The 23,034-nt window shown below is 59.6% G+C and carries 23 protein-coding genes; 10 read left to right on the forward strand and 13 right to left on the reverse strand.

The window, feature by feature from the left end; all coding sequences use genetic code 11:
* The first annotated feature begins 218 nt into the window (after positions 1-218).
* Together PSEBG33_RS01355 and PSEBG33_RS01350 are read left to right on the forward strand one after the other, a co-directional pair.
* The gene (locus tag PSEBG33_RS01355; protein ID WP_003213894.1) at positions 219-1,595 is read left to right on the forward strand and encodes a glutamine synthetase family protein; all 1,377 of its coding nucleotides are present in this window, start codon (positions 219-221) and stop codon (positions 1,593-1,595) included.
* Positions 1,596-1,832: 237 nt separating this feature from the next.
* The gene (locus PSEBG33_RS01350) at positions 1,833-2,495 is read left to right on the forward strand and encodes a TetR/AcrR family transcriptional regulator (protein ID WP_005792358.1); all 663 of its coding nucleotides are present in this window, start codon (positions 1,833-1,835) and stop codon (positions 2,493-2,495) included.
* 65 nt (positions 2,496-2,560) lie between these two features.
* On the opposite strand, the gene PSEBG33_RS01345 is transcribed toward PSEBG33_RS01350, so the two are convergent.
* The 8 genes from PSEBG33_RS01345 to PSEBG33_RS01310 form a co-directional block, all read right to left on the reverse strand.
* On the reverse strand, positions 2,561-2,776 hold the full coding sequence (locus PSEBG33_RS01345; RefSeq protein ID WP_003176783.1) for a TOBE domain-containing protein: 216 nt from the start codon (positions 2,774-2,776) through the stop codon (positions 2,561-2,563).
* Positions 2,777-2,795: 19 nt separating this feature from the next.
* Positions 2,796-3,602, reverse strand: coding sequence for an aliphatic sulfonates ABC transporter ATP-binding protein (gene ssuB, locus PSEBG33_RS01340; RefSeq protein WP_005792359.1), 807 nt, complete (start codon positions 3,600-3,602; stop codon positions 2,796-2,798).
* A complete protein-coding gene (gene ssuC / locus PSEBG33_RS01335) occupies positions 3,599-4,384 on the reverse strand; it encodes an aliphatic sulfonate ABC transporter permease SsuC (RefSeq protein ID WP_005792360.1) in 786 nt (261 codons plus the stop codon). Before ssuC ends, ssuB begins: the two co-directional genes overlap by 4 nt.
* Positions 4,385-4,393: 9 nt before the next feature.
* Positions 4,394-5,542 (reverse strand): FMNH2-dependent alkanesulfonate monooxygenase, encoded by a 1,149-nt coding sequence (gene ssuD / locus PSEBG33_RS01330; RefSeq protein WP_005792361.1) that lies wholly within the window; start codon positions 5,540-5,542, stop codon positions 4,394-4,396.
* Between the two features lie 25 nt (positions 5,543-5,567).
* Positions 5,568-6,536 (reverse strand): sulfonate ABC transporter substrate-binding protein, encoded by a 969-nt coding sequence (locus PSEBG33_RS01325; protein ID WP_005792363.1) that lies wholly within the window; start codon positions 6,534-6,536, stop codon positions 5,568-5,570.
* Positions 6,537-6,632: 96 nt separating this feature from the next.
* On the reverse strand, positions 6,633-7,226 hold the full coding sequence (gene ssuE / locus PSEBG33_RS01320; protein ID WP_005792364.1) for an NADPH-dependent FMN reductase: 594 nt from the start codon (positions 7,224-7,226) through the stop codon (positions 6,633-6,635).
* 314 nt (positions 7,227-7,540) lie between these two features.
* A complete protein-coding gene (locus PSEBG33_RS01315) occupies positions 7,541-8,179 on the reverse strand; it encodes a peroxiredoxin (protein ID WP_003195267.1) in 639 nt (212 codons plus the stop codon).
* Between the two features lie 273 nt (positions 8,180-8,452).
* Positions 8,453-9,796, reverse strand: a complete 1,344-nt coding sequence (locus tag PSEBG33_RS01310) for an OprD family porin (RefSeq protein WP_005792366.1) — start codon at positions 9,794-9,796, stop codon at positions 8,453-8,455.
* Positions 9,797-10,166: 370 nt separating this feature from the next.
* On the opposite strand from PSEBG33_RS01310, the gene tauA reads away from it, so the two are divergent.
* Complete coding sequence (tauA, locus tag PSEBG33_RS01305; RefSeq protein ID WP_005792367.1) at positions 10,167-11,153, forward strand: taurine ABC transporter substrate-binding protein; 987 nt, start codon at positions 10,167-10,169, stop codon at positions 11,151-11,153.
* A 113-nt stretch (positions 11,154-11,266) separates the two neighbouring features.
* Here the strand turns inward: tauA and argA are convergent, their stop codons facing one another.
* Together argA and argE are read right to left on the reverse strand one after the other, a co-directional pair.
* The gene (argA, locus tag PSEBG33_RS01300; RefSeq protein WP_005792368.1) at positions 11,267-12,565 is read right to left on the reverse strand and encodes an amino-acid N-acetyltransferase; all 1,299 of its coding nucleotides are present in this window, start codon (positions 12,563-12,565) and stop codon (positions 11,267-11,269) included.
* A 133-nt stretch (positions 12,566-12,698) separates the two neighbouring features.
* Positions 12,699-13,847 carry an acetylornithine deacetylase gene (argE, locus tag PSEBG33_RS01295; protein WP_005792369.1) on the reverse strand — a complete coding sequence of 383 codons (1,149 nt, stop codon included), beginning with the start codon at positions 13,845-13,847 and terminating at the stop codon, positions 12,699-12,701.
* A 158-nt stretch (positions 13,848-14,005) separates the two neighbouring features.
* Here argE and PSEBG33_RS01290 point away from each other — a divergent pair, with 158 nt between their 5' ends.
* Positions 14,006-15,373, forward strand: a complete 1,368-nt coding sequence (locus PSEBG33_RS01290; RefSeq protein ID WP_005792371.1) for an inorganic triphosphatase — start codon at positions 14,006-14,008, stop codon at positions 15,371-15,373.
* A 71-nt stretch (positions 15,374-15,444) separates the two neighbouring features.
* Here PSEBG33_RS01290 and PSEBG33_RS01285 read toward each other — a convergent pair whose 3' ends face one another.
* Complete coding sequence (locus PSEBG33_RS01285) at positions 15,445-15,915, reverse strand: Lrp/AsnC family transcriptional regulator (protein WP_005792372.1); 471 nt, start codon at positions 15,913-15,915, stop codon at positions 15,445-15,447.
* A gap of 127 nt (positions 15,916-16,042) precedes the next feature.
* On the opposite strand from PSEBG33_RS01285, the gene PSEBG33_RS01280 reads away from it, so the two are divergent.
* The 6 genes from PSEBG33_RS01280 to PSEBG33_RS01255 all read left to right on the forward strand — a co-directional run bounded on the left by PSEBG33_RS01280 (position 16,043) and on the right by PSEBG33_RS01255 (position 21,302).
* Positions 16,043-16,381 carry a hypothetical protein gene (locus PSEBG33_RS01280; RefSeq protein WP_005792374.1) on the forward strand — a complete coding sequence of 113 codons (339 nt, stop codon included), beginning with the start codon at positions 16,043-16,045 and terminating at the stop codon, positions 16,379-16,381.
* Positions 16,382-16,463: 82 nt separating this feature from the next.
* Positions 16,464-18,158 (forward strand): GspE/PulE family protein, encoded by a 1,695-nt coding sequence (locus tag PSEBG33_RS01275; RefSeq protein WP_005792376.1) that lies wholly within the window; start codon positions 16,464-16,466, stop codon positions 18,156-18,158.
* Positions 18,159-18,234: 76 nt separating this feature from the next.
* Entirely contained in the window at positions 18,235-19,155 is a 921-nt protein-coding gene (locus tag PSEBG33_RS01270; RefSeq protein WP_003195285.1) for an SPFH domain-containing protein, read from the forward strand.
* A 10-nt stretch (positions 19,156-19,165) separates the two neighbouring features.
* Complete coding sequence (locus PSEBG33_RS01265; protein ID WP_005792377.1) at positions 19,166-19,612, forward strand: NfeD family protein; 447 nt, start codon at positions 19,166-19,168, stop codon at positions 19,610-19,612.
* A gap of 68 nt (positions 19,613-19,680) precedes the next feature.
* The gene (locus PSEBG33_RS01260) at positions 19,681-19,995 is read left to right on the forward strand and encodes a DUF2388 domain-containing protein (protein ID WP_003176799.1); all 315 of its coding nucleotides are present in this window, start codon (positions 19,681-19,683) and stop codon (positions 19,993-19,995) included.
* A 164-nt stretch (positions 19,996-20,159) separates the two neighbouring features.
* Entirely contained in the window at positions 20,160-21,302 is a 1,143-nt protein-coding gene (locus tag PSEBG33_RS01255) for a DegT/DnrJ/EryC1/StrS family aminotransferase (RefSeq protein ID WP_005792378.1), read from the forward strand.
* A 144-nt stretch (positions 21,303-21,446) separates the two neighbouring features.
* Here the strand turns inward: PSEBG33_RS01255 and gcvH are convergent, their stop codons facing one another.
* The gene (gcvH, locus tag PSEBG33_RS01250) at positions 21,447-21,830 is read right to left on the reverse strand and encodes a glycine cleavage system protein GcvH (protein WP_005792380.1); all 384 of its coding nucleotides are present in this window, start codon (positions 21,828-21,830) and stop codon (positions 21,447-21,449) included.
* A 53-nt stretch (positions 21,831-21,883) separates the two neighbouring features.
* Positions 21,884-22,966, reverse strand: a complete 1,083-nt coding sequence (gene gcvT / locus PSEBG33_RS01245) for a glycine cleavage system aminomethyltransferase GcvT (RefSeq protein WP_005792381.1) — start codon at positions 22,964-22,966, stop codon at positions 21,884-21,886.
* Positions 22,967-23,034: the final 68 nt, after the last annotated feature.

The following is a 23,034-nucleotide window of genomic DNA, read 5'->3' on the forward strand; positions in this document are numbered from 1 at the left end:
TTACACAACACCCCCGTAAAAAATACAACACGGCCCGCTCAAGCCTGCAGGTCCAAAGACCTTTAAACCCAAAAAACCGCCCCAAAAAGCCCCAAAAAAGCCTTCATGGCGCTTTTTTAGGGCAAAAAATGCCTCGCTTGACTTCGGCAAGCCGTTCGGGTTGACTGAAACCAGAAAAGATCAATGATTGATATTTTTAACAACAAAGGTGTTGCATCATGTCGGTACCCCCGCGTGCCGTTCAGCTTAACGAAGCGAACGCGTTCCTTAAGGATCATCCTGAGGTTCTGTACGTAGACCTTCTAATTGCGGATATGAATGGTGTGGTGCGCGGCAAGCGCATCGAACGCACCAGCCTCCACAAGGTTTACGAGAAGGGCATTAACCTGCCTGCCTCTTTATTTGCCCTGGATATCAATGGCTCGACGGTGGAAAGCACCGGCCTGGGCCTGGACATCGGTGATGCTGACCGAATCTGTTATCCAATCCCCGACACCCTGTGCAATGAACCCTGGCAAAAGCGCCCTACCGCGCAATTGCTGATGACCATGCACGAACTTGAAGGTGAACCTTTCTTCGCCGACCCGCGCGAAGTGCTCCGCCAAGTTGTAAGCAAGTTTGACGACCTCGGTCTGACCATCTGCGCCGCCTTCGAGCTTGAGTTCTACCTGATCGACCAGGAGAACGTGAACGGCCGCCCACAACCGCCCCGCTCGCCGATCTCCGGCAAACGCCCGCACTCGACACAGGTCTACCTGATCGACGACCTCGACGAATACGTCGACTGCCTCCAGGACATTCTGGAAGGTGCCAAGGAGCAAGGCATTCCGGCCGATGCCATCGTCAAGGAAAGTGCCCCGGCGCAGTTCGAAGTGAACCTGCACCACGTGGCCGACCCGATCAAGGCCTGCGACTACGCAGTACTGCTCAAGCGCCTGATCAAGAACATCGCCTACGACCATGAGATGGACACCACCTTCATGGCCAAGCCTTACCCAGGGCAGGCAGGCAATGGGTTGCACGTACACATCTCCATTCTGGACAAGGACGGCAAGAACATCTTTGCCAGCGAGGATCCCGAGCAGAACGCCGCATTGCGTCACGCGATCGGCGGTGTGCTGGAGACCCTGCCCGCCCAAATGGCGTTCCTGTGCCCCAACGTCAACTCCTACCGTCGTTTCGGCGCGCAGTTCTATGTGCCGAACTCGCCGTGCTGGGGCCTGGACAACCGCACCGTAGCCATTCGCGTCCCCACCGGCTCGTCCGATGCCGTGCGTATCGAACACCGCGTGGCCGGTGCCGATGCCAACCCTTATCTGCTGATGGCTTCGGTCCTGGCGGGTGTACACCACGGTCTGACCAACAAGATCGAACCGGGCGCTCCGGTGGAAGGCAACAGCTACGAGCAGAACGAGCAAAGCCTGCCGAACAACCTGCGCGATGCCCTGCGCGAGTTGGACGACAGCGAGGTGATGGCCAAGTACATCGATCCTAAATACATCGATATCTTTGTTGCCTGTAAGGAAAGTGAGCTGGAAGAGTTTGAACACTCCATCTCCGACCTTGAGTACAACTGGTACCTGCATACCGTTTAAGCGGTGGCGGCATTGAAGAAGCGCCACAGGCTTAGGGTCGGTGGCGCTTTTTTATGGGCTTATTCCGGGAGACCGAATTGGCCTCATCGGGAGCAAGCCCCCTCCCACATTTAGATCTGTGAATACATTCAAAATGTGGGAGGGGCGGTGCGACGATTCGACTTGCTCCCGATGGCGATTTGAAAGACAACACACCTCCCTGCTCATACAATGCCTGCTGCCTTGTAGGAGACTTCCATGCCCACCCGCCCCGCCACTGCTCGCAAACCCCGCGCCCGCAGCCAGCCCCGGATCGACGCGATCCTGGACGCCGCCCGCGCCTTGCTGGCCGCCGAAGGCGTGGCCGGTTTGTCGATCTACAGCGTGGCCGAACGTGCGCACATTCCGCCGTCGTCGGTGTATCACTTCTTCGCCAGCGTGCCGGCATTGCTGGAAGCATTGACGGCGGATGTTCACGCAGCCTTCCGCGCCGCCATCCAGGCGCCTATCGAGCATGAGTCACTCAGGCATTGGCGCGACCTGTCCTGCATCGTTGAACAACGCATGCTCAACGTTTACGACCAGGACGCGGCTGCACGTCAGTTGATCCTGGCACAGCACGGGTTGACTGAGGTGACCCAGGCCGATCGTCAGCATGATCTGGAATTGGGCGACTTGATGCTGGAGGTCTTCAACCGCCATTTCGAAGTGCCGAGCTTGCCCAAGGACGTAGATGTATTTGCCCTGGCGCTGGAGTTGAGCGACCGCGTGTATGCGCGCTCGGTGCATCAGCATGGGCTGATTACGCCGCGTATGGCTGAGGAAGGAATGCGGGTGTTTGATGCCTATGTGGGGCTCTACTTACCCGCATATTTGTCCAAACGGGCCTCATCGCAGGCAAGCCAGCTCCCACATTTTTGATCTGTGAATACATTCAAATGTGGGAGCTGGCTTGCCTGCGATAGCGAGCTCAAGAGCGACGCGAATCACAATTTTGCAATCGACACCTCAGTCGATTTCACAAAGGCAATCACTTCACTGCCAATCACCAGCTCCAGCTCTTTCACCGAGCGAGTGGTAATCACCGAAGTAACGATGCCCGACGCCGTCTGCACATCGATCTCCGACAGCACGTCGCCAACCACGATTTCCTTGATGGTGCCTTTGAACTGGTTACGCACGTTGATGGCTTTAATAGTCATGATGTTTTTCCTGTGTGGGTTATTGAGCCCAACGCAATTGCGTCGGCAGCGGTGAAACAGGTTCGGGTTCCGGCGGTGAGCCGGGCAGCGACAGCACGCGGTTGAGCACCTCGGCCTCCAACGCGGCCAGGCGGTGTGAACCACGGGCCCGTGGGCGCGGCAGGTCGACGGCGAGGTCGAGGCCGATTTCGCCGTCTTCGATCAGAATCACACGGTCGGCAATCGCCACGGCTTCGCTGACATCGTGGGTCACCAGCAACACAGTGAAACCGTGCTTGCGCCAGAGGTTCTCGATCAGTTGCTGCATCTCGATGCGGGTCAGGGCGTCCAGTGCGCCCAGCGGCTCATCGAGCAGCAACAGGCGCGGTTGGTGAATCAACGCGCGCGCCAGGGCCACGCGCTGCTTCTGGCCACCGGACAAGGCCGCCGGCCATTCATTGGCGCGCTCGGCCAGGCCCACCGCTTCGAGGGCCTCCAGCGCCCTGGGGCGCCAGTTGCCCGTAAGGCCAAGGCCGACGTTGTCGATGATCTTTTTCCACGGCAGCAAACGCGCTTCCTGGAACATCAATCGTGTGTCTTCAATCGCCTCGTGCAGCGGCGCGGAGCCGGCCAGCAGCTCGCCGCCACTGGCCTTGTCCAGCCCCGCCAGCAGGCGCAACAAGGTACTCTTGCCGCAGCCGCTGCGACCGACCACGGCCACGAATTGACCGGCCGGAATATGCAGGTCGATGTCCTTGAGCACTTCGCGAGTGCCGAAGGATTTGCGCAACTTGCGCACCGCCAGGGGAATGCCCTTGAGCAGGCGCGGGGGTTGTTGAGCTGTCATGCCGCACCTCCTTTGACTTGATACGCCGGGTGCCAACGCAGCCATACCCGTTCCAGGCCACGCGCCGCCAGGTCGGCAAGTTTGCCGAGGATCGCGTACATCACGATGGCCAGCACCACCACATCGGTTTGCAGGAACTCACGGGCATTCATCGCCAGGTAACCGATGCCGGAACTGGCCGAGATGGTTTCCGCCACGATCAGCGTCAGCCACATAAAGCCCAGGGCAAAGCGCACGCCCACCAGGATCGACGGCAGCGCGCCAGGCAGGATGACTTGCCAGAACAGGCTAAACCCCGACAGGCCATAGCTGCGCGACATTTCCACCAGCGCCGGGTCGACGTTGCGGATACCGTGATAGGTGTTCAGGTAGATCGGGAACAACGTGCCCAGGGCCACCAGGAAAATCTTCGCGGTCTCGTCAATGCCGAACCACAGGATCACCAGCGGAATCAGCGCCAGGTGCGGCACGTTGCGGATCATCTGCACCGAGCTGTCCAGCAGGCGCTCGCCCCACTTCGACAACCCGGTGATAAAGCCCAGGGCCAGGCCGATGCTGCCACCAATCACAAAGCCCAGGCCGGCACGCCAGCCGCTGATGGCCAGGTGCGTCCAGATTTCGCCACTGACCACCAGGTTGACCCCGGCTTCGATCACAGCACTTGGCGCCGGCAAAATGCGCGTCGACAACCACCCCGCCGACACCGACAACTGCCACACCGCCAGCAACAAGATCGGCAGCACCCAGGGCGCCACGCGATGGCTGATTTTTTCAAAGTCCATAACGGCGCCTCAACTCTGTGACGCAGCTTTGGGAAGGATGTCGTTGGCGACCATCTCGCCAAACGGGCTGACGTAACCGGCGCTTTTGGGCAACTCGGGACGTTCGATATCCAGATGCGGAAACAACAGTTCGGCGACCCGATACGACTCTTCCAGGTGTGGATAACCGGAGAAGATAAAGGTGTCGATACCCAGGTCCGCGTATTCCTTGACCCGCGCTGCAACCGTCGGGCCATCGCCGACCAGCGCCGTGCCTGCTCCGCCACGCACCAGGCCAACGCCGGCCCACAGGTTGGGGCTGACCTCCAGGTTGTCACGGCTGCCGCCATGCAAAGCGGCCATGCGTTGCTGACCGACCGAATCGAAACGCGCCAGGGACGCCTGGGCGCGGGCAATGGTGTCGTCGTCCAGATGGGAGATGAGTTTGTCGGCGGCTTTCCAGGCCTCTTCGTTGGTCTCGCGCACAATCACATGCAGGCGAATGCCGAAGCGCAGGGTACGCCCGAGTTTCTCGGCCTTGGCGCGAACCTGGGCGATTTTTTCCGCGACAGCAGCCGGTGGCTCACCCCAGGTCAGGACCATTTCCACCTGCTCGGCTGCCAGGTCCTGGGCCGCTTCGGAGGAACCGCCGAAGTACAGCGGCGGGCGCGGTTGCTGGACCGGTGGGTAGAGCAGCTTGGCGCCTTTGACGCTGATGTGCTCGCCGTCGTAGTCCACGGTTTCGCCTTCCAGCACGCGGCGCCAGATGCGCGTGAACTCCACCGATGCCTGATAGCGTTCTTCGTGGCTGAGGAACAAGCCATCGCCAGCCAACTCTTCCGGGTCACCGCCAGTCACCAGGTTGAATAACGCACGACCACCGGACAACCGGTCCAGGGTGGCGGCCTGGCGTGCGGCCACCGTCGGGGAAATGATCCCGGGGCGCAGAGCAACCAGGAATTTCAAACGCTGGGTCACTGGAATCAGCGAGGCAGCCACCAGCCAAGAGTCTTCGCAGGAGCGACCGGTAGGGATCAACACCCCGCCGAAACCCAGGCGGTCAGCGGCCTGGGCCACTTGTTGCAAATAACCGTGATCGACGGCGCGAGCGCCTTCGGCAGTGCCAAGGTAATGGCCGTCGCCGTGGGTAGGCAGGAACCAGAAAATATTGAGGCTCATGGAGTTGTCTCCTGAAGGAATCGGATTACGGCGCTTTGGCAACCGCGGCGGGTGGCGTCCAGATCACGTCCTTGATGCTCAAGGGCTTGGGGATCAATTTGAGCTGGTAGAAGCTGTCGGCGATTTTCTGCTGGGCCGCGACCACTTCCGGGGTCAGGAACAACGCACCGTAGCCCTGGCGTTTCACCGAGGTCAGGGTAATGTCGGCGGGCAGGCCCAGCAGCGGTGCGACTTGTTCCGTGACTTCCTGCGGGTTGGCCTTGGACCACTCGCCCACCGCGCGCACTTCTTCCACCAACGCCCTGATCACTTCCGGGTGTTGCTCGGCGTAGGGTTTGGTGGCCAGGTAGAACTGATGGTTGTCGGCAATGCCGGTGCCGTCACGCAGGGTACGGGCTTGCAGTTGTTTCTCGGCGGCGGCCTGGTACGGGTCCCAGATCACCCAGGCATCCACACTGCCGCGCTCGAAGGCGGCACGGGCATCGGCAGGTGGCAGGAATACGGTTTTCACGTCGGTGTAGTTGAGGCCGGCATCTTCCAGGGCTCGCACCAGCAGGTAATGCACGTTGGAGCCTTTGTTGAGCACCACCTTTTTGCCTTTGAGCTCGGCGACCGATTTGATCGGTGAGTCTTTGGGCACCAGGATCGCTTCACTGGTGGGCGCTGGCGGTTCGTAGGCGACGTAAACCAAGTCGGCGCCGGCTGCCTGGGCAAACACCGGCGGGGTTTCACCGGTGACGCCGAAGTCGATGGAGCCGACATTCAGGCCCTCAAGCAATTGCGGGCCACCGGGGAACTCGGTCCACTGCACCTGCACACCTTGGGCGGCCAGGCGTTTTTCCAGGGTGCCCTTGGCCTTGAGCAGCACCAGGGTGCCGTACTTCTGATAACCGATCCGCAGGGTCTCGGCGGCTTGGGCTTGAACGATGGCGCCGAAGGACACAGCCGCAGCAAACAGTGCGACCAGACCACGACGCAAGATGACAGTGCGCATGGCGCTCTCTCCACAGTTGCGATTAGGGTTTTGGCTGCACCTGCTTGGCCGTTGGCGGCTGAGTAAGGTGAGTGTTTCTCGATTCGGGGGTAAGGCTCAGATGCTCCAGCGAGCACTCAACAAACGTTCATTCAACACGTCCGGATCCAGCGGCTTCGGGCGCCGCGCCATGGCGCTGTAGAGCTGCTCCAGGGCTTCGTGCAAACGTTTCTCAAGCACCGGCACCAACTGCGCCTGAACACTGCCTTCGCCGTAAGCGATCTGACTGTCTTCGGCGAAAATGCCGTGGAGCAATTCCTGGGCTTTGAGGGCCGACAGCACCGGCTTCAGGGCGTAGTCCACCGCCAGCATGTGGGCGATGCTGCCGCCGGTAGCCATCGGTAATACCACCTTATGGGCCAGGGCGCGTTCGGGCAGCAGGTCCAACACGGTTTTCAGCGCGCCGGAAAACGACGCCTTGTACACCGGTGTGGCGATCACCAGGCCGTCGGCATTGGCTACCTGTTGCAGCAGGTCGATGACCTTGGGGCTGTCGAACCGTGCGTGCAGCAAGTCTTCAGCCGGGAAGTCGCGTATCTGGTAACTCACCACCTCTACGCCCTGCTGTTGCAGCCACTGACGGGTTTTATCCAGCAACACCCCGGAGCGCGAACGCTGGCTGGGACTGCCTCCAAGTGTTACGACCAGCATGCAGGAGATTCCTTGAGCAAGTGTCGGCGGTTCGCTGTACGGCGATGGCGCCAAGATGGAACAGACCATATCAGTAGATTTATATATCTATAAATCTTATTTATTCATTTGTTTATTCCATAAATACATAAGCGTTCAACCAATCGCCAGGCGAAAAAAAAGGCCGTCAAAACGGCCTGAAAACCCCTGCTGTGTGAGACGGTTTGCAACTTGATGCCTTTGCTGTTCATGAGGCCGCCATCGCGGGCAAGCCCGGCTCCCACAGGGGAATGCGGTCAACTGTGGGAGCCGGGCCCGCGATGGCGATATCCGCCTTAACGATTGGGTTGTGGGGTAAGGCGCAGGTACGGCTTCACGGCGCGGTAGCCCTTTGGAAAGCGCTTCTTGATCTCTTCTTCGTCCTTGAGCGACGGCACGATCACCACCTCATCCCCATCCTGCCAGTTGGCCGGCGTGGCGACCTTGTGGTTGTCGGTCAGTTGCAGCGAGTCGATCACCCGCAGGATTTCATGGAAGTTGCGCCCGGTACTGGCCGGGTAGGTGATAGTCAGGCGGATCTTCTTGTTCGGATCGATCACGAACAAAGAACGCACGGTGAGGGTGTCACTGGCGTTGGGATGGATCAGGTCGTAGAGGTCCGAGACCTTGCGGTCGGCGTCGGCCAGGATCGGGAAGTTGACCACGGTATTCTGGGTCTCATTGATGTCTTCGATCCACTTGTGATGCGAGTCTACCGGGTCTACCGACAGGGCGATGGCCTTGACGCCACGTTTTGCGAATTCGTCCTTGAGCTTGGCGGTGAAGCCCAGCTCGGTGGTGCACACCGGGGTGAAGTCTGCCGGGTGGGAAAACAACACACCCCAGCTGTCGCCCAGCCATTCGTGGAAGCGAATCTTGCCGGCGCTGGAATCCTGTTCGAAGTCGGGGGCGATGTCGCCCAGTCTTAGGCTCATGGTGTGGCTCCTGATGAGTGCTTATGGAGCCCACTGTGCATGGATTTGAAATTATTTAAAAAGAATAAATATCGATTTATCTAGACGATAAAGGAATATTAAAAATGTGTTCATTGGACTTGGGCACAAGCGAAGATCAACATGGTTTTCAAGGTTCGAGAAGGCCTTGAGTCGCTGTAGTAAAGAGGGTTTCAGGAAGGGCTTGCGGGGGTTGAGCCCGACTTGAAAGCAGTACACCTTGCCCGGCATTGCGCCGGGCAAGGCTTTACAGGCTTACAACAGCGGGATCGAGTAGCTGACGATCAGGCGGTTTTCGTCCTGGTTACGTGCGTTGGCGATGTCGCTGCGCCACATAGCGTTTTTCCACGCCACGCCGACGTTTTTCAGCGGACCTTCCGGTACGACGTAGGCAACAGTGATGTCACGTTCCCACTCGGACTGGCCGGTGAACTCGGCACGGTTGCTGGCAACGGTGTCGATATGATCACCCTTCAGGTAAACCACACCAGCGGTCAGGCCAGGTACGCCCACCTTGGCGAAGTCGTAGGAGTAGCGAGCTTGCCAGGTACGCTCGCCGGCACGGGCGAACTTCTGGATCTGCATGTCGGTAGTGATGTAGGCCGACGAGCCGTCACCCTGGTTCAGCCAAGGGAAGTCGCTGCTGCCGTTGCTGACCTGGTAACCGCCACCGAAGGTGTGACCGGCAACCGAGTACAGGAACAGGCCGCTGTACAGGTTGTTGTCGACTTTGCCACGACCGGAGTTGACGCCACCGTAGTTGCCTGTGGAGAAGTAGGCGGACTGGTTGCCGTTGTTACCATCGTCGGAGCTGTTGAAGTAACGCAGATCAGACTTCAGCACGCCAGGGCCGATAGCCCAGTTGTGGGTCAGGCCCAGGAAGTGTTGCTTGTAGAAATCTTCCAGGTTGCCGTAGTAGTACTGGGCGGTCAGGTCCTTGGTGATCTTGTAGTCACCACCGGCGTAGTAGAACTTGTTGCTCGAACGCCAGTTCGCACCGCGGCTGTTGGCGCCGGAGATGGACAGGCTTTCGTTGTTGCTGGAGTTACGGCCTTTGGCTTTTTCGATCTGGCCGGCAACCAGGGTCAGGTCCTTGATGTCGCTGGAGGTGATCTGGCCACCCTGGAAGGTCTGCGGCAGCATACGACCATCGTTGGTCACGATGACCGGCAGCTTGGGCTGCAAGGTACCCAGCTTCAGTTCGGTCTGGGAGATCTTCGCTTTGGCGGTCAGGCCCAGGCTGGAGTAGTTATCAACGGCTTCGCCATTGGACTTGCTCGGGAAGATGGTGCCGCCATACGAGCTGGCGGTCGCGCCGTTGGTGCCGCCGCCGGAATCCAGGCGAACACCCAGCAGGCCGATAGCGTCAAGACCGAAGCCGACGGTGCCTTGGGTGTAACCGGAGATGAAACGCAGATCGAAGCCTTGGCCCCACTCTTCGTTCTTGCTCGGGTTAGCCGTGCCTTCGCGGTTGTCAGTGTTGATGTAGAAGTTACGCAGGCCCAGTGTGGCCTTGCTGTCTTCGATGAAACCGGCGGCGCCTGCTTGCTGGGCGATTGCGCCCAAAGCTACAGCCACAGCCAAGGTGGACTTCTTCATGTACCGCTCCTCTCGTTTCTAATTTTTGTATTTCTTTGGCCCCGGGTCTGACGCCCTGGATCCACAGATGCGCGATTAGCGCCAGATAGTGACTAGCAAGTCAATCGTAACCTTGTGTGTCTACTACCTTCGTCTAATCGCAGTTGATTTGGTCCCTGCAGGGTAATGAGTTTTTCATACACCCAAAAAGAATTGTTTCATTCTTTTTCATACGATTCGGGAATAAGCGGATGCGTGAAGCGGGTGGGTCGAGTGACACGAACCGCTCCATAAGCTAATTCCTAAAGGGTATTTACCAGTGCTTTTTTAGATCGATTAGTGTGACGGTACGGTTGCATACGTCACTCACGATCAAAAAGGCGACGCCATCATGGCCAAACGCACATCCTCCCGTCAATTTGTTACAGTTTTTGTATCGGTATTACTTTCTTTTGGTGTCAGCGCAGCCGATTTGACGGTCGGCTACCAGACCGGCATCGATCCCAGCAAAGTCCCCCAGGCCGACGGCCTCTACGAAAAAACCATTGGTGAGAAAATCGCCTGGCGCCGGTTCAACAGTGGGCCGGAGGTGGTCACGGCCATTGCATCGGGTGATGTACAAATCGGCAACCTCGGTTCCAGCCCCCTCGCCGCAGCCGCTTCGCGCAATCTACCCATCGTCGCGTTTATCGTATCGGCACAGATCAACGCTTCTGAAGCCCTGGTAGTGCGTAATGGCAGTGGCATCGACAAACCCGAAGACCTGATCGGCAAAACCATCGCCACACCCTTCGTCTCAACCTCCCACTACAGCCTGCTCGGCGCCCTGAAGCATTGGGGGCTGGACACTAAGCAAGTCAAAGTGGTGAACCTGCAACCGGCCGAAATCGCCGCCGCCTGGAAGCGCGGCGATATCGACGGCGCATTCGTGTGGTCACCGGCCCTGGGCGAAATCCGCAAGACCGGCAAGACCCTGACCGATGCGGCGCAGGTGGGCCAGTGGGGCGCACCGACGTTTGAAGTGTGGGTCGCGCGCAAGGATTTCGCGGAAAAACATCCTGAGGTAGTGGCCAGGTTCGCCAAGGTCACCCTCGATTCATTCGCCGACTATGCCGCGCATAAAGACAGTTGGACGGTGGATTCGGAACCGGTGCAGAAGATCGCCAAATTGACGGGCTCCAACGCCGTCGACATTCCAGAGCTGCTGGCCGGCACGACGTTCCCCGATGCACAGGCGCAGCAGACCGAAGCACTGCTCAAGGGCGGCACGGCGAAGGCGATTGGGGAGACGGCGAAGTTCTTGAAGGAGCAAGGCAAGGTGGAGACGGTGTTGCCGGATTATTCGGCCTATGTGACCGACAAATTCATCACACAATAAATACAGTCTTCGGTGGGAGCTGGCTTGCCTGCGATGCCAGCATCTCGGTCGTTCAGATAAACCGAGGCGCTGCTATCGCAGGCAAGCCAGCTCCCACACAGAGCCGTACTCTTTTACAGGGCCTTTTCAAAGATCTTGGAGTTGCGCTGATAGTTGTACAGCGACGCACGCGCCGACGGCAGGCGGTCCACGCTGCTCGGCACAAAACCGCGCTCACGGAACCAGTGGGCCGTGCGCGTGGTGAGCACGAACAAGGTCTTCAACCCCTGCGCACGTGCACGGGTCTGGATGCGTTCGAGCAACACATCGCCGCGCGCGCCGTGGCGGTACTCCGGGTTAACCGCCAGGCACGCCAGCTCGCCCGCATCCGAATCCGCAATCTGATACAGCGCTGCGCACGCGATGATCATGCCTTCGCGCTCGACCACGCTGAACTGTTCGATCTCCCGCTCCAGCACTTCCCGCGAACGACGCACCAGAATGCCCTGCTCTTCCAGCGGACTGATCAGGTCCAGCAAACCGCCGACGTCTTCAATCGCCGCTTCACGCACCAGTTCGAATTGCTCCTGGGCCACCAGCGTACCGCCGCCGTCACGGGTAAACAGCTCGGTGAGCAAGGCGCCATCTTCGGCGTAGCTGACGATATGGCTGCGCCCTACTCCACCCCGACAGGCTTCGGCAGCGGCATCGAGCAGCTCGGCTTGATAGTTGCTGCCCAGGCGTTGCAGGTGCGCAGGCACTTGCTGTGGGCGCAATTCACGTACCAGACGGCCGTTCTCATCGATCAAGCCGGGATCGGCGCCGAACAGCAGCAATTTGTCGGCACCCAGGTCGATGGCGGCGCGGGTGGCGACGTCTTCGCAGGCCAGGTTGAAGATTTCACCGGTAGGCGAGTAACCCAACGGCGACAACAACACGATAGAGCGCTCGTCCAGCAGGCGGTTGATGCCCTTGCGGTCGACCCGGCGTACTTCGCCGGTGTGGTGATAGTCAACGCCCTCAAGCACGCCAATCGGCCGCGCCGTCACCAGGTTGCCGCTGGCCACGCGCAGGCGCGAGCCCTGCATGGGCGACGAGGCCATGTCCATGGACAGGCGCGCTTCGATGGCGATACGCAGATGGCCGACCGCGTCGATCACGCACTCCAGCGTCGCCGCATCGGTGATCCGCAAGCCTTCGTGGTAAGCCGGGGTCAGGCCGCGTGCTTCAAGGCGGGTTTCAATCTGCGGACGCGAACCGTGCACCAGCACCAGCCGCACACCCAGGCTGTGGAGCAGCACCAGGTCGTGGACGATATTGCCGAAGTTGGGATGTTCCACACCGTCGCCAGGCAGCATGACCACAAAGGTGCAGTCGCGGTGGGCGTTGATATAGGGCGAAGCGTGACGAAGCCAATTAACGTATTCGGGCATAACACCTGGGCCTGTAATAAAAAGCAGCCGAAAAAGGATGAGTCGCAAAAACGCACAGCGGGCTGATGGTTATCGTCGGAACAGGCTTGGCGACACGCTCGCTCTCCTTATGTACGAATGGGCAAAAGTTAATTTATGCAGGTTTCAGGCAGTAATGTTCGATCAGTTCCCGCAATAGACGCACTGTAGGCGTCAAGCGTGACATTTCGAGGTACTCGCCCGGCTGGTGGGCGCAGGCGATGTCGCCGGGGCCAAGCACCAGGGTTTCACAACCAAGGCGCTGAAGATAAGGCGCTTCGGTGCCGAACGCTACTGCTTCGGCACGATGACCGGTCAACCGTTCCGCCACCCGCACCAACTCGGTGTCTTCGGGCTGCTCGAAAGGCGGCACTTCGGGGAATAGCGGCGCGTAGTCGATCTTGACCTTATGACGCTCGGCCAAGGGTTCGAGCTTCTGCCGGATCGCCGCACGCAGCACCTCGGGGTCCATGCCCGGCAAAGGTCGCAGGTCGAACTCCAGGGAGCACTGGCCGCAGATGCGATTAGGGTTGTCGCCGCCGTGGATACAGCCGAAGTTCATGGTCGGCTGCGGCACGCTGAATTGCGCGTTGCGGTATTCGCGCTGCCAGGCCAGGCGCAGGCCGCGCAGTTCGCCGATGGCATCGTGCATGGCTTCGAGGGCGCTGTGGCCCAGGCTTGGGTCCGACGAGTGGCCGCTGCGGCCGAGGATGTCGATGCGCTCCATCATCACGCCTTTGTGCAGGCGGATCGGCTTGAGCCCAGTTGGCTCGCCAATCACCGCCGCCCGTCCCAACGGCCTCCCCGCCTCGGCCAGGGCACGCGCGCCGGACATGGAGCTTTCCTCGTCACAGGTGGCGAGGATCAGCAGCGGCTGCTTGAACGGCTGGTCGAGCAACGGCAACACCGCTTCAATGGCCAGGGCAAAAAATCCTTTCATGTCGCAACTGCCCAGCCCCACCCAACGACCATCGACTTCCGTCAGCTTGAGCGGATCGGTCTTCCACAGTGCCGCATCATAAGGAACCGTATCGCTATGGCCCGCCAACACCAAGCCACCGGGACCGCTGCCGAAACTGGCGAGCAGGTTGAACTTGCCAGGGCTGACTTGCTGGATGTCGATAGCGAAACCCAGGTCGCCCAGCCACGCGGCGAGCAGATCGATCACCGGGCGGTTGGTCTGGTCGAGAGACGCTTGGGTGCAACTCACCGACGGCGCGGCGATCAAGGCGGCGAACTGCTCTTTCATGGACGGTAACGGCATGCGCGGTCTCCCAACTTCCCGGATGAATCTCACTATAGAGGCATCTGCCCAATACAATAAACCGTTGCGGCACGTTGCCGGGCTCAGTCCTGTACACTGCACGACCTTGGCAGCCACACTTTTCCCCGGCTGCGCTCCCGATCCTGGATTTTCCGGCCATGCAGAAAGAAACCGAAATCAAGCTCCGCGTCAGCCGCGAAACACTCGCCGCGCTACGTGAGCACCCGCTACTGAAAAAACGCAACAAAAGTGGCTGGGAACGCCGTGAGTTGATGAATCAGTACTTCGACACCCCCGAGCGCGACCTGGCGCAGGCCAAGGTCGCCCTGCGCCTGCGCAAGGACGGTGACGACATCATTCAGACCCTCAAGACCCGCGGCCAAAGCGTCGCCGGCTTGTCGGAACGCAACGAGTACAACTGGGACCTGCCCAAAGCCAAGCTCGATGTGAAGAAACTCGACGGCGAGTGCTGGCCCGAGCAACTGGCCGAGTTGGACAAAAAGACCCTCAAGCCGATCTTCACCACCGACTTCGTGCGTGAACGCGCCGAAATCGCCTGGGGCCGTGGCAAGGCCAAGGTGGTGATCGAAGCCGCCCTGGACCTGGGCCATGTGGTGGTCGGCAAGCAGAAGGAAGAAATCTGCGAGCTGGAACTGGAATTGCGCGAAGGCGAACCCGCCGCCCTGCTGGAGCTGGCCGCCGAACTGGCTGCGACCCTGGCGCTGATGCCCTGTGACATCAGCAAAGCCGAGCGCGGCTACCGCCTGTATGACGCGAGCAGCTACTCATTGAGCCTGCCGGCACCGCAGATCCACGCCGAAATGCCTTTGGATGACGCTTTCGCCGCAATCATGTGGCACCTGTTGGGCAGCAGCCAGCGCCTGGCCGAGCAATACCGTTTCAACGGCCACTGGCGCTTGCTGCAGGACTGGGTCGAGAACCTGGGTGAGTTGCGCGCGCTGATCGGCAGCCTCGGCCAGGCCGCGCCGCGCCAATCCACCAGCGAACTGCGCAGCGCCCTGGATGCACTGCTGGAAGACTGGCGTCCGCTGGTCCAGGCCGGTGACGACGATGAAGACATTCGCAAAGCCGCGCCGGAGCAGTTCATTGAAGAGTTGCAAGACGTACGCTGGGGCCTGTTCTCACTGAACACCTCGCGCTGGCTGCTGGCCCGCACCTGGACCGCCGAGCGTAACGTGCGCGGCAACCGCCAGGGCGCTGCGCAAATCACCAACTGGCTGCCACGCCTGCTGGCCGACGACGCCGTCGCCCTGCAACTGCCGCGCTACCAGCAACAGCCCGAAGACCTGGCCGAGCAACTGCCGCGCATCGAACGCATCCAGGCCTGGCTGCACCATGCGCGCCATGTGGTAGACATTGCGGAACTGGACCGTTTGTACGGCGAGCTGAACAAGCTGGCGCAGTTGGCTAACCAGCCGATCACCGATGAATCGCTGGATGCGCGTATGCACCAGGCGATTGCGGTGTATCAGAACCGGGCCTGGAAGACCCTCCTGCGCCTGTAAAAACGCCATCGGGAGCAAGCCCCCTCCCACATTGTGTGGGAGGGGGCTTGCTCCCGATGAGGCCCGCCCTGTCAGCGCAATACTGGCAAGCTAGTGGTGGACTTGATCTCCGACAACGCCACGATGGAGTTGACCTCCTGGATCCCCGGCACCATCGATAACTTCTCGAAGAAAAACCGCTCATACGCCTCGATGTCCGAAGTGACGATGCGCAGCAGAAAATCCACCGACCCCATCAGCACATAACACTCCAACACCTCCGCAAATCCGCGAATCGCTTCGGTGAACTCAGTGAAGTTGGAGCGGCCGTGAGCGTTGAGTTTGATCTCGGCGAAAATCTGCGTGTTGAGCCCGATTTTCTTGCGGTCCAAGAGGGTGACCTGGCCCCGGATCACGCCCTCTTCCTTGAGCCGCTGAATGCGTCGCCAGCACGGAGACTGCGACAGGCCGACCTGCTCGGCGATCTGTGCGCTGGAGAGCGAGGCGTCCTCTTGCAGCAGGGCCAGAATGCGGCGATCGTAGACGTCCAACTCGCTGTGCATAGAAATACCTGTGGGTGTGTATTTTTTGAATTGATTGATTCGATAATGCGCCAATAAGGCTCATCTTAGATAAGAAATCTCCGTAGGCGAATGTGAAAATTCCTCCAGTCGATTTTGGAGAGTCAGTATGCACGCCGTCGAAACCGCCCACCCTGTCACCCGCGTCGATGCGTGGGCCGTCAACAGCGCCCAGTGTCAGGCGCACTATCGGATCGTCGCCGAGGCTGAGCCCGACGTGCTGTGCCGGGTGCTGAACTACTTTGCGCTGCAGTTCCTGACGCCAGCCCACGTCAATATGAGCCGGGACGCCGACCTGCTGAATATCGATATCGTGATCGACGGCCTTAGCTGGCACCGTGCCCAAGTCATCGGTGAAAAGATTCGAAACCTGATCAGTGTCTGCGACCTGGAGTTGTGGCCGGCTGATGCCGAGCGGCCTCAGGCACTGGCGGCGACCGCGCGGTAAAAACCTGCAATACACCTGGGAACGAGGATTTCCAGCGGCTGACTAGTCTGGGATTACACCCCAAACCGCCCAGGAAACCTGCATGACCGCTGCCTCCCTCGACCACCCCTTGGAACTGCACCAGTTATTGCCGGCGTTGATCGAGCAAGGGCTGATTACCGCGCAGGCGGCACATAGCATTCAGGCAGCATCTTGCACTCAACATCCCCTGGAATGCATCGCAGCCCAAGGCCCTTGTCTTGAGACCCTGACCCAATGGCTGGCACAACATGCAGGTCAGCCTTACCTGCGCATCGACCCGTTGAAGATCGACGTGGCGAGCGTGGTGCCGTTGATGTCCCATGCCTTCGCCCAGCGCCACGGCATTCTTGCGGTCGCCGTGGATGCCCAAAGCGTCACGATCGCCAGCGCCCAGCCGTATATCAGCGCCTGGGAAGCCGGGCTCGCTCAAGTGCTCAAACGCACCATCAAGCGCGTGGTGGCCAACCCCCGCGAAATCCAGCGTTGCCTCCACGAGTTTTACCGCTTGGCCAAGTCAGTCAGCGGCGCCGATCAGAAAATGGCGATACCCGGCAACGTCGAACTGCTCAGCCTCGGCGCCAGCGACAAGGAGCCCGATGCCAATGACGCGCATATCGTCAATATCGTCGACTGGCTGTTGCAGTACGCCTTTGCCCAACGGGCCAGCGATATTCATATCGAACCCTGTCGCGATCAGGGCCGGGTGCGTTTTCGCATCGACGGGCTGTTGCATGACGTCTATCAATTTCCGCCTCAGGTCACCACCGCAGTGGTCAGCCGCTTGAAAAGTCTTGGGCGAATGAATGTGGCCGAGAAACGCAAACCCCAGGATGGTCGCGTCAAGACCAGGAACCCGGCAGGCGCCGAAGTGGAATTGCGCCTTTCGACCCTGCCGACGGCGTTTGGCGAAAAGCTGGTGATGCGGATTTTTGACCCTCAGGTGCTGCTCAAGGACTTCGACCAGTTGGGCTTGTCGAGCGCCGATCAGCAGCGCTGGCACGCCATGACTGGGCAAGCCAACGGCATCATCCTGGTCACAGGCCCGACCGGCTCGGGCAAGACCAGCACCCTCTACACCACCCTCAAGCAACTGGCGACCCGAGAGGTCAACCTGTGCACGGTAGAAGACCCGATTGAAATGGTCGAGCCGGCGTTCAATCAAATGCAGGTCCAACACAATATCGACCTCAGCTTTGCCAGCGGCGTCCGCGCCCTGCTGCGCCAGGACCCGGACATCATCATGATCGGTGAAATCCGTGACCGGGAAACCGCCGAAATGGCCATACAGGCCGCACTGACCGGGCACTTGGTGTTCTCGACCCTGCATACCAACGATGCGCCCAGCGCCATCAGCCGACTGCAGGAGCTTGGCATTGCTCATTATTTGATCAAGGCCACACTCATAGGCGTCATGGCGCAGCGTCTGGTGAGGGTTTTGTGCACCCACTGCAAGCGTCCGACGGGTGTGGAGAACATAGGCTGCTACAAGGCCGTCGGTTGTGTGGAATGCCGTGACAGCGGTTATCGAGGCCGAGCCGGGCTGTATGAAATCATGCCGTTGGACCCAGCGCTCAAGGCGCTGGTGACTCCCGGTACGGACATACAGGCGCTACGCCGTGAGGCGCTCGCGCAGGGCATGAACAGCTTGCGCATGGCCGGCATCGATAAAGTGAACGCCGGCGTGACCACAATGACGGAAATATTACGGGTCACGCCTGGGGATTCAGAAACAAATCCTTTATTTGTTGGGCCGTGAAACCGTCCTTATCGGTGACCAGACCGCTACAATCGGCCCAACGTCGTTCACTGAAATCTTCAGATAAGGAATCGCTATGCAGATCGGAACCGTACTGCTTCTTTTCGTGGGCTTGGCCATCGCCATCCTGTTCATGGGTTTCAAAGTGGTGCCCCAGGGCTACCAATGGACCGTCGAACGTTTCGGCCGCTACACCAACACCCTCAAGCCCGGCCTGAACATCATCATCCCGGTCATGGACCGCATCGGTCGCAAGATCAACGTGATGGAAAGCGTGCTGGACATTCCGCCCCAGGAAGTCATCACTGCCGACAACGCCACCGTGCAGATCGATGCCGTGTGCTTCTTCCAGGTGGTCAACACCGCCCAGGCGGCCTACGAGGTCAACAACCTCGAACACGCGATCCGCAACCTGCTGCAAACCAATATCCGTACCGTCCTGGGCTCCATGGAGCTTGATGCCATGCTCAGCCAGCGTGATGGCATCAATGAGAAGCTGCTGCGCACCGTGGACGAAGCCACTGCGCCGTGGGGCATCAAGATCACCCGTATCGAGATCAAGGACATCAGCCCACCCGCCGACCTGATGGCCGCCATGTCCGGCCAGATGAAAGCCGAGCGAATCAAGCGTGCACAGATCCTTGAAGCCGAGGGCCTGCGTGCGTCGGCAATCCTGACCGCCGAAGGCAAGAAGCAGGCGCAGATCCTCGAAGCCGAAGGTAGCCGTCAGGCCGCGTTCCTGGAGTCCGAAGCGCGTGAGCGTCAGGCCGAGGCCGAAGCTCGGGCGACACAAGTGGTGTCCGAAGCCATCGCGTCGGGCAATGTGCAGGCGGTCAACTACTTCGTCGCGCAAAAATACATCGATGCCTTGGGCAAGCTGGCGTCGGCCAACAACAGCAAGGTCATCCTGATGCCGCTGGAAGCCAGCCAGGTGATTGGCGCCGTGGGCGGTATCGGCGAAATCGTCAAGGCGACTTTCGGCAACCAGAAAGGCTGAGGCCAACACCATGTGGGACTTTTTGCTGCATTTGTCGTTCTGGGACTGGTTGGCGCTGGGCACTGTGCTGTTGATTCTTGAGGTGTTCGGCGCCGGTGGGTACCTGCTGTGGATGGGTATCGCCGCGGCCGCAGTGGGGGTGATCAAGTTCCTGGTCCCGCCGCTCGGGCTTGAGTGGCAGCTGCTGCTGTTCGCCATGCTGTCGATCCTGACGGCCGTGTATTGGTGGAAGCGCCAACGCAGCAGCGCCAAGGTCAGCGATCAACCGGGGTTGAACGAGCGTGGCTCCGAATTGATCGGGCGCACCTTCATGGTGCATCAGGCGATTGTGGATGGCCGGGGCAAGATTAAAGTCGGCGATGGCGTGTGGATGGTCACCGGTGCCGATGCTCCAGCAGGCGCTCAAGTACGCGTGGTTGGCCAGGATGGGGTGATTTTAGAGGTTGAAACTGTTTAGTCAGTGATGGAACTGGATCGACTTAACTACAATCAAAACGTACAGATAACCCACCGGAGTCACCCATCATGCGTCTTAAATATGCTGTCGCAACCCTCGCTGTGCTTTCCCTACCTGTCGGCTCAGCCATGGCCGATAGCTTTTGGCGTAATGTCATCTCGTCGGGCGCCACCACTGGCTCGACTTACCTGACATTCAAGGACCACAAGCTGGTAGTCGCCGCCCAGGACGACGCCGGCAGCTTCGTCGCCAGCGACGGCGGCATCCGCGGCCCGTACCTGGAAGCGGCCATGCAGAAGGTCCGCGCCGACAACCCTGGCCTTCAGGCCACGGACATGGAACTGGCTAACGCCATCCTGGCGAAGAATGCTGTAACCGAGTAACAGCCGCACCGATAAAAAATGCCGCTTTTTCAAGCGGCATTTTTTTGCCTGCCCTATGACGAATCGTTCATAAGCGACAGGCTATATTCAGTCTTGCCGTGCAACCATGCGTTACTGACACGTTTAACATTCATCGCCTATCTTGAACGGATGCCTTCTTCGTCATGAGCCAACAGCCTTTCCTGCCGTTTTCCAAACCGACCATTGATGAAGCCACCATTTCGGCAGTCGGCGATGTCCTGCGATCCGGCTGGATCACCAGCGGGCCAAAAGTGCAGGCGTTCGAGGCGCAGTTGTCGGAATACTTTGGCGGGCGGCCGGTGCGCACCTTCAACTCGGGCACCTGCACCATGGAGATCGCCTTGCGCATCGCCGGTATCGGGCCTGGGGATGAAGTCATCACGACACCGATTTCCTGGGTGGCCACCGCCAACGTCATCCTCGAAGTCGGCGCTACTCCAGTGTTCGCCGATATCGACCCGATTACCCGCAACATTGACCTGGCCCAGGTTGAGGCGGCAATCACACCACGTACCAAAGCGATCATCCCGGTCTACCTGGCGGGCTTGCCCCTGGACATGCCGATGCTTTACGCGCTGGCCAACAAGTACAACCTGCGTATCGTCGAAGACGCCGCGCAAGCCTTGGGCTCCAGCTGGGACGGGGAACGCATCGGTGCAACCGGTGACTTCGTGTCGTTCAGCTTTCAGGCGAACAAGAACATCACCTCATCCGAGGGTGGCTGCCTGGTGTTGAACAACGCCGAGGAGGCTCGCCTGGCAGAGAAGTATCGCCTGCAGGGCGTGACCCGCACCGGTTTCGATGGCCTGGATGTGGATGTCCTGGGTGGCAAGTTCAACATGACCGACATCGCCGCCGCCATTGGCCTGGGGCAGTTTGCACATATCGAGAAGATCACGGCCCACCGCCAGCACCTGGCACGCCACTACTTCCAGTGTTTTGGCAGTGACTTCGAAGAGAAATATGGCGCGCAACTGCCGCCGGCGGACTTCGAGAACAGCAACTGGCACCTGTTCCAACTGGTGTTGCCGGAGCGCCAAGACGGCTTGCCTGCTCGCGCAACGTTCATGGAGCAGATGCAGGCCCACGGCGTTGGCATTGGCTATCACTACCCGCCGATCCACTTGCTGAGCCTGTATCGGACACAGGGTTTCAAGGAAGGCATGTTCCCGGTGGCGGAGCGTGTTGGGCGTTTGATCGTGTCGTTGCCGATGTTTACGGCGATGACAGAGGCAGATGTGGAGCGGGCTGTAGCGGCGGTTAAAGCGGTACTGAAAAAAGACTGAACACAACCAGCAGGCACACCCCAATCAACTGTGGGAGCTGGCTTGCCTGCGATGCGGGCACCTCGGTGTATCGCTGATACACGGGTGATCCAATCGCAGGCAAGCCAGCTCCCACATTGATGTGTGCTGTTGCAGCTATTGCGTTTAGTCGCCGATAGCGGCTTTGTAGCCGGCAGCGTCGAGTAGCTTGTCCAGTTCAGCCTTGTCGCTTGGCTTGAGCTTGAAGATCCAGGCGCCGTAAGGGTCAGAGTTCAGCAGCTCAGGGCTGCCACTCAGCTCTTCGTTGACAGCAATCACTTCGCCGGCAATCGGCGAGTAGATATCCGAAGCAGCTTTCACCGACTCAACCACACCCGCCTGGCCTTGCGCTTCAAAATTGGCACCCACCTCTGCCAACTCAACAAACACCACATCACCCAAAGCTTCCTGTGCATGGTCGGAGATGCCGACAGTCACGGTGCCATCAGCTTCCAGACGGGCCCATTCGTGACTTTCGGCAAAACGCAGGTCGGCAGGGATATTGCTCATAGTCTGTGTCCTCAAGAAGAAATGTCAGCGGCCATTGGCCTGCCGGAAAATAGTTAGATCAAGGTTTTGCCATGGCGTACGAAGGTCGGCTTGACCACTCGAACCGGGTACCACTTGCCGCGGATTTCCACTTCGGCCCGGTCGGCAGTCGCCGCCGGTACGCGCGCCAGGGCAATGGATTTGCTTAGCGTAGGCGAGAAACTACCACTGGTGATCTCTCCTTCGCCAACATTGGCGATACGAACCACCTGGTGAGCGCGTAAAACTCCACGCTCTTCCAGCACCAGCCCGACCAATTTGAACTGCACACCGGCTGCCTTTTCCGCTTCCAGCGCAGCACGACCGATAAAATTGCGCCCGGCAGGTTCCCAGGCAATGCTCCAGGCCATATTGGCCGCCAGGGGCGATACCTGCTGATGGATATCCTGGCCGTACAGGTTCATGCCGGCCTCCAGGCGCAAGGTATCGCGGGCACCGAGGCCGATAGGTGAAATGCCCGCGCCCACCAGATCGTTGAAAAAACCCGGTGCCTGGTCGGCGGGCAGGACAATTTCCAGACCGTCTTCGCCGGTGTAGCCGGTACGGGCGATAAACCAGTCGCCGTCGGCGTGGCCTTCGAACGGCTTGAGCTGGTGGATCAGGATGCCACGGGACTGAGTGACCAGTTCGGCGATTTTATGCCGGGCGTGGGGCCCTTGGATGGCAAGCATGGCCAATTCGGACCGCTCATGCAGCTGCACCTGGTAATCGCCCAGTTGCGCCTGCATCCAGGCCATATCCTGATCGCGGGTGGCGGCATTGACCACCAACCGGTAACCGGTTTCGGTGCGGTAGACGATCATGTCGTCCACCACTCCGCCTTGCTCGTTGAGCATGGCGCTGTACAGCGCACGGCCGCAGCCGTGCAATCGATCGACATCATTGGCCAGCAGGTGCTGAAGCCATTCCTTGGCCTGAGGGCCGGTGACATCGATTACGGTCATATGAGATACATCGAACACCCCACAGTCGCGCCGCACCTGATGGTGTTCTTCAACCTGCGAGCCGTAATGCAAAGGCATATCCCAACCGCCAAAATCGACCATTTTCGCGCCGAGGGCGAGATGCAGGTCATACAAAGGCGTACGCTGTCCCATGGGTTTCTCCTTCCGGGCTTGGCGAAGGTGCGCAGAGCTGCCACTTGCGCCGAACACCTTGATTTACA

This window comes from Pseudomonas synxantha BG33R (assembly GCF_000263715.2).
Lineage (GTDB): Bacteria > Pseudomonadota > Gammaproteobacteria > Pseudomonadales > Pseudomonadaceae > Aquipseudomonas > Aquipseudomonas synxantha_A.

What these genes read in the sequence shown, in the direction of transcription:
- PSEBG33_RS01310 (WP_005792366.1), bottom strand. Translation starts at nt 9,796, where the DNA reads ATGAAGAAGTCCACCTTGGCTGTGGCTGTAGCTTTGGGCGCAATCGCC.
- gcvH (WP_005792380.1), bottom strand. Translation starts at nt 21,830, where the DNA reads ATGAGCAATATCCCTGCCGACCTGCGTTTTGCCGAAAGTCACGAATGG.
- PSEBG33_RS01350 (WP_005792358.1), top strand. Translation starts at nt 1,833, where the DNA reads ATGCCCACCCGCCCCGCCACTGCTCGCAAACCCCGCGCCCGCAGCCAG.
- tauA (WP_005792367.1), top strand. Translation starts at nt 10,167, where the DNA reads ATGGCCAAACGCACATCCTCCCGTCAATTTGTTACAGTTTTTGTATCG.
- PSEBG33_RS01265 (WP_005792377.1), top strand. Translation starts at nt 19,166, where the DNA reads ATGTGGGACTTTTTGCTGCATTTGTCGTTCTGGGACTGGTTGGCGCTG.
- ssuE (WP_005792364.1), bottom strand. Translation starts at nt 7,226, where the DNA reads ATGCTGGTCGTAACACTTGGAGGCAGTCCCAGCCAGCGTTCGCGCTCC.
- PSEBG33_RS01355 (WP_003213894.1), top strand. Translation starts at nt 219, where the DNA reads ATGTCGGTACCCCCGCGTGCCGTTCAGCTTAACGAAGCGAACGCGTTC.
- gcvT (WP_005792381.1), bottom strand. Translation starts at nt 22,966, where the DNA reads ATGGGACAGCGTACGCCTTTGTATGACCTGCATCTCGCCCTCGGCGCG.
- argA (WP_005792368.1), bottom strand. Translation starts at nt 12,565, where the DNA reads ATGCCCGAATACGTTAATTGGCTTCGTCACGCTTCGCCCTATATCAAC.
- PSEBG33_RS01260 (WP_003176799.1), top strand. Translation starts at nt 19,681, where the DNA reads ATGCGTCTTAAATATGCTGTCGCAACCCTCGCTGTGCTTTCCCTACCT.
- PSEBG33_RS01270 (WP_003195285.1), top strand. Translation starts at nt 18,235, where the DNA reads ATGCAGATCGGAACCGTACTGCTTCTTTTCGTGGGCTTGGCCATCGCC.
- PSEBG33_RS01290 (WP_005792371.1), top strand. Translation starts at nt 14,006, where the DNA reads ATGCAGAAAGAAACCGAAATCAAGCTCCGCGTCAGCCGCGAAACACTC.
- ssuC (WP_005792360.1), bottom strand. Translation starts at nt 4,384, where the DNA reads ATGGACTTTGAAAAAATCAGCCATCGCGTGGCGCCCTGGGTGCTGCCG.
- ssuB (WP_005792359.1), bottom strand. Translation starts at nt 3,602, where the DNA reads ATGACAGCTCAACAACCCCCGCGCCTGCTCAAGGGCATTCCCCTGGCG.
- PSEBG33_RS01345 (WP_003176783.1), bottom strand. Translation starts at nt 2,776, where the DNA reads ATGACTATTAAAGCCATCAACGTGCGTAACCAGTTCAAAGGCACCATC.
- PSEBG33_RS01275 (WP_005792376.1), top strand. Translation starts at nt 16,464, where the DNA reads ATGACCGCTGCCTCCCTCGACCACCCCTTGGAACTGCACCAGTTATTG.
- argE (WP_005792369.1), bottom strand. Translation starts at nt 13,847, where the DNA reads ATGCCGTTACCGTCCATGAAAGAGCAGTTCGCCGCCTTGATCGCCGCG.
- PSEBG33_RS01255 (WP_005792378.1), top strand. Translation starts at nt 20,160, where the DNA reads ATGAGCCAACAGCCTTTCCTGCCGTTTTCCAAACCGACCATTGATGAA.
- PSEBG33_RS01285 (WP_005792372.1), bottom strand. Translation starts at nt 15,915, where the DNA reads ATGCACAGCGAGTTGGACGTCTACGATCGCCGCATTCTGGCCCTGCTG.
- ssuD (WP_005792361.1), bottom strand. Translation starts at nt 5,542, where the DNA reads ATGAGCCTCAATATTTTCTGGTTCCTGCCTACCCACGGCGACGGCCAT.
- PSEBG33_RS01280 (WP_005792374.1), top strand. Translation starts at nt 16,043, where the DNA reads ATGCACGCCGTCGAAACCGCCCACCCTGTCACCCGCGTCGATGCGTGG.
- PSEBG33_RS01315 (WP_003195267.1), bottom strand. Translation starts at nt 8,179, where the DNA reads ATGAGCCTAAGACTGGGCGACATCGCCCCCGACTTCGAACAGGATTCC.
- PSEBG33_RS01325 (WP_005792363.1), bottom strand. Translation starts at nt 6,536, where the DNA reads ATGCGCACTGTCATCTTGCGTCGTGGTCTGGTCGCACTGTTTGCTGCG.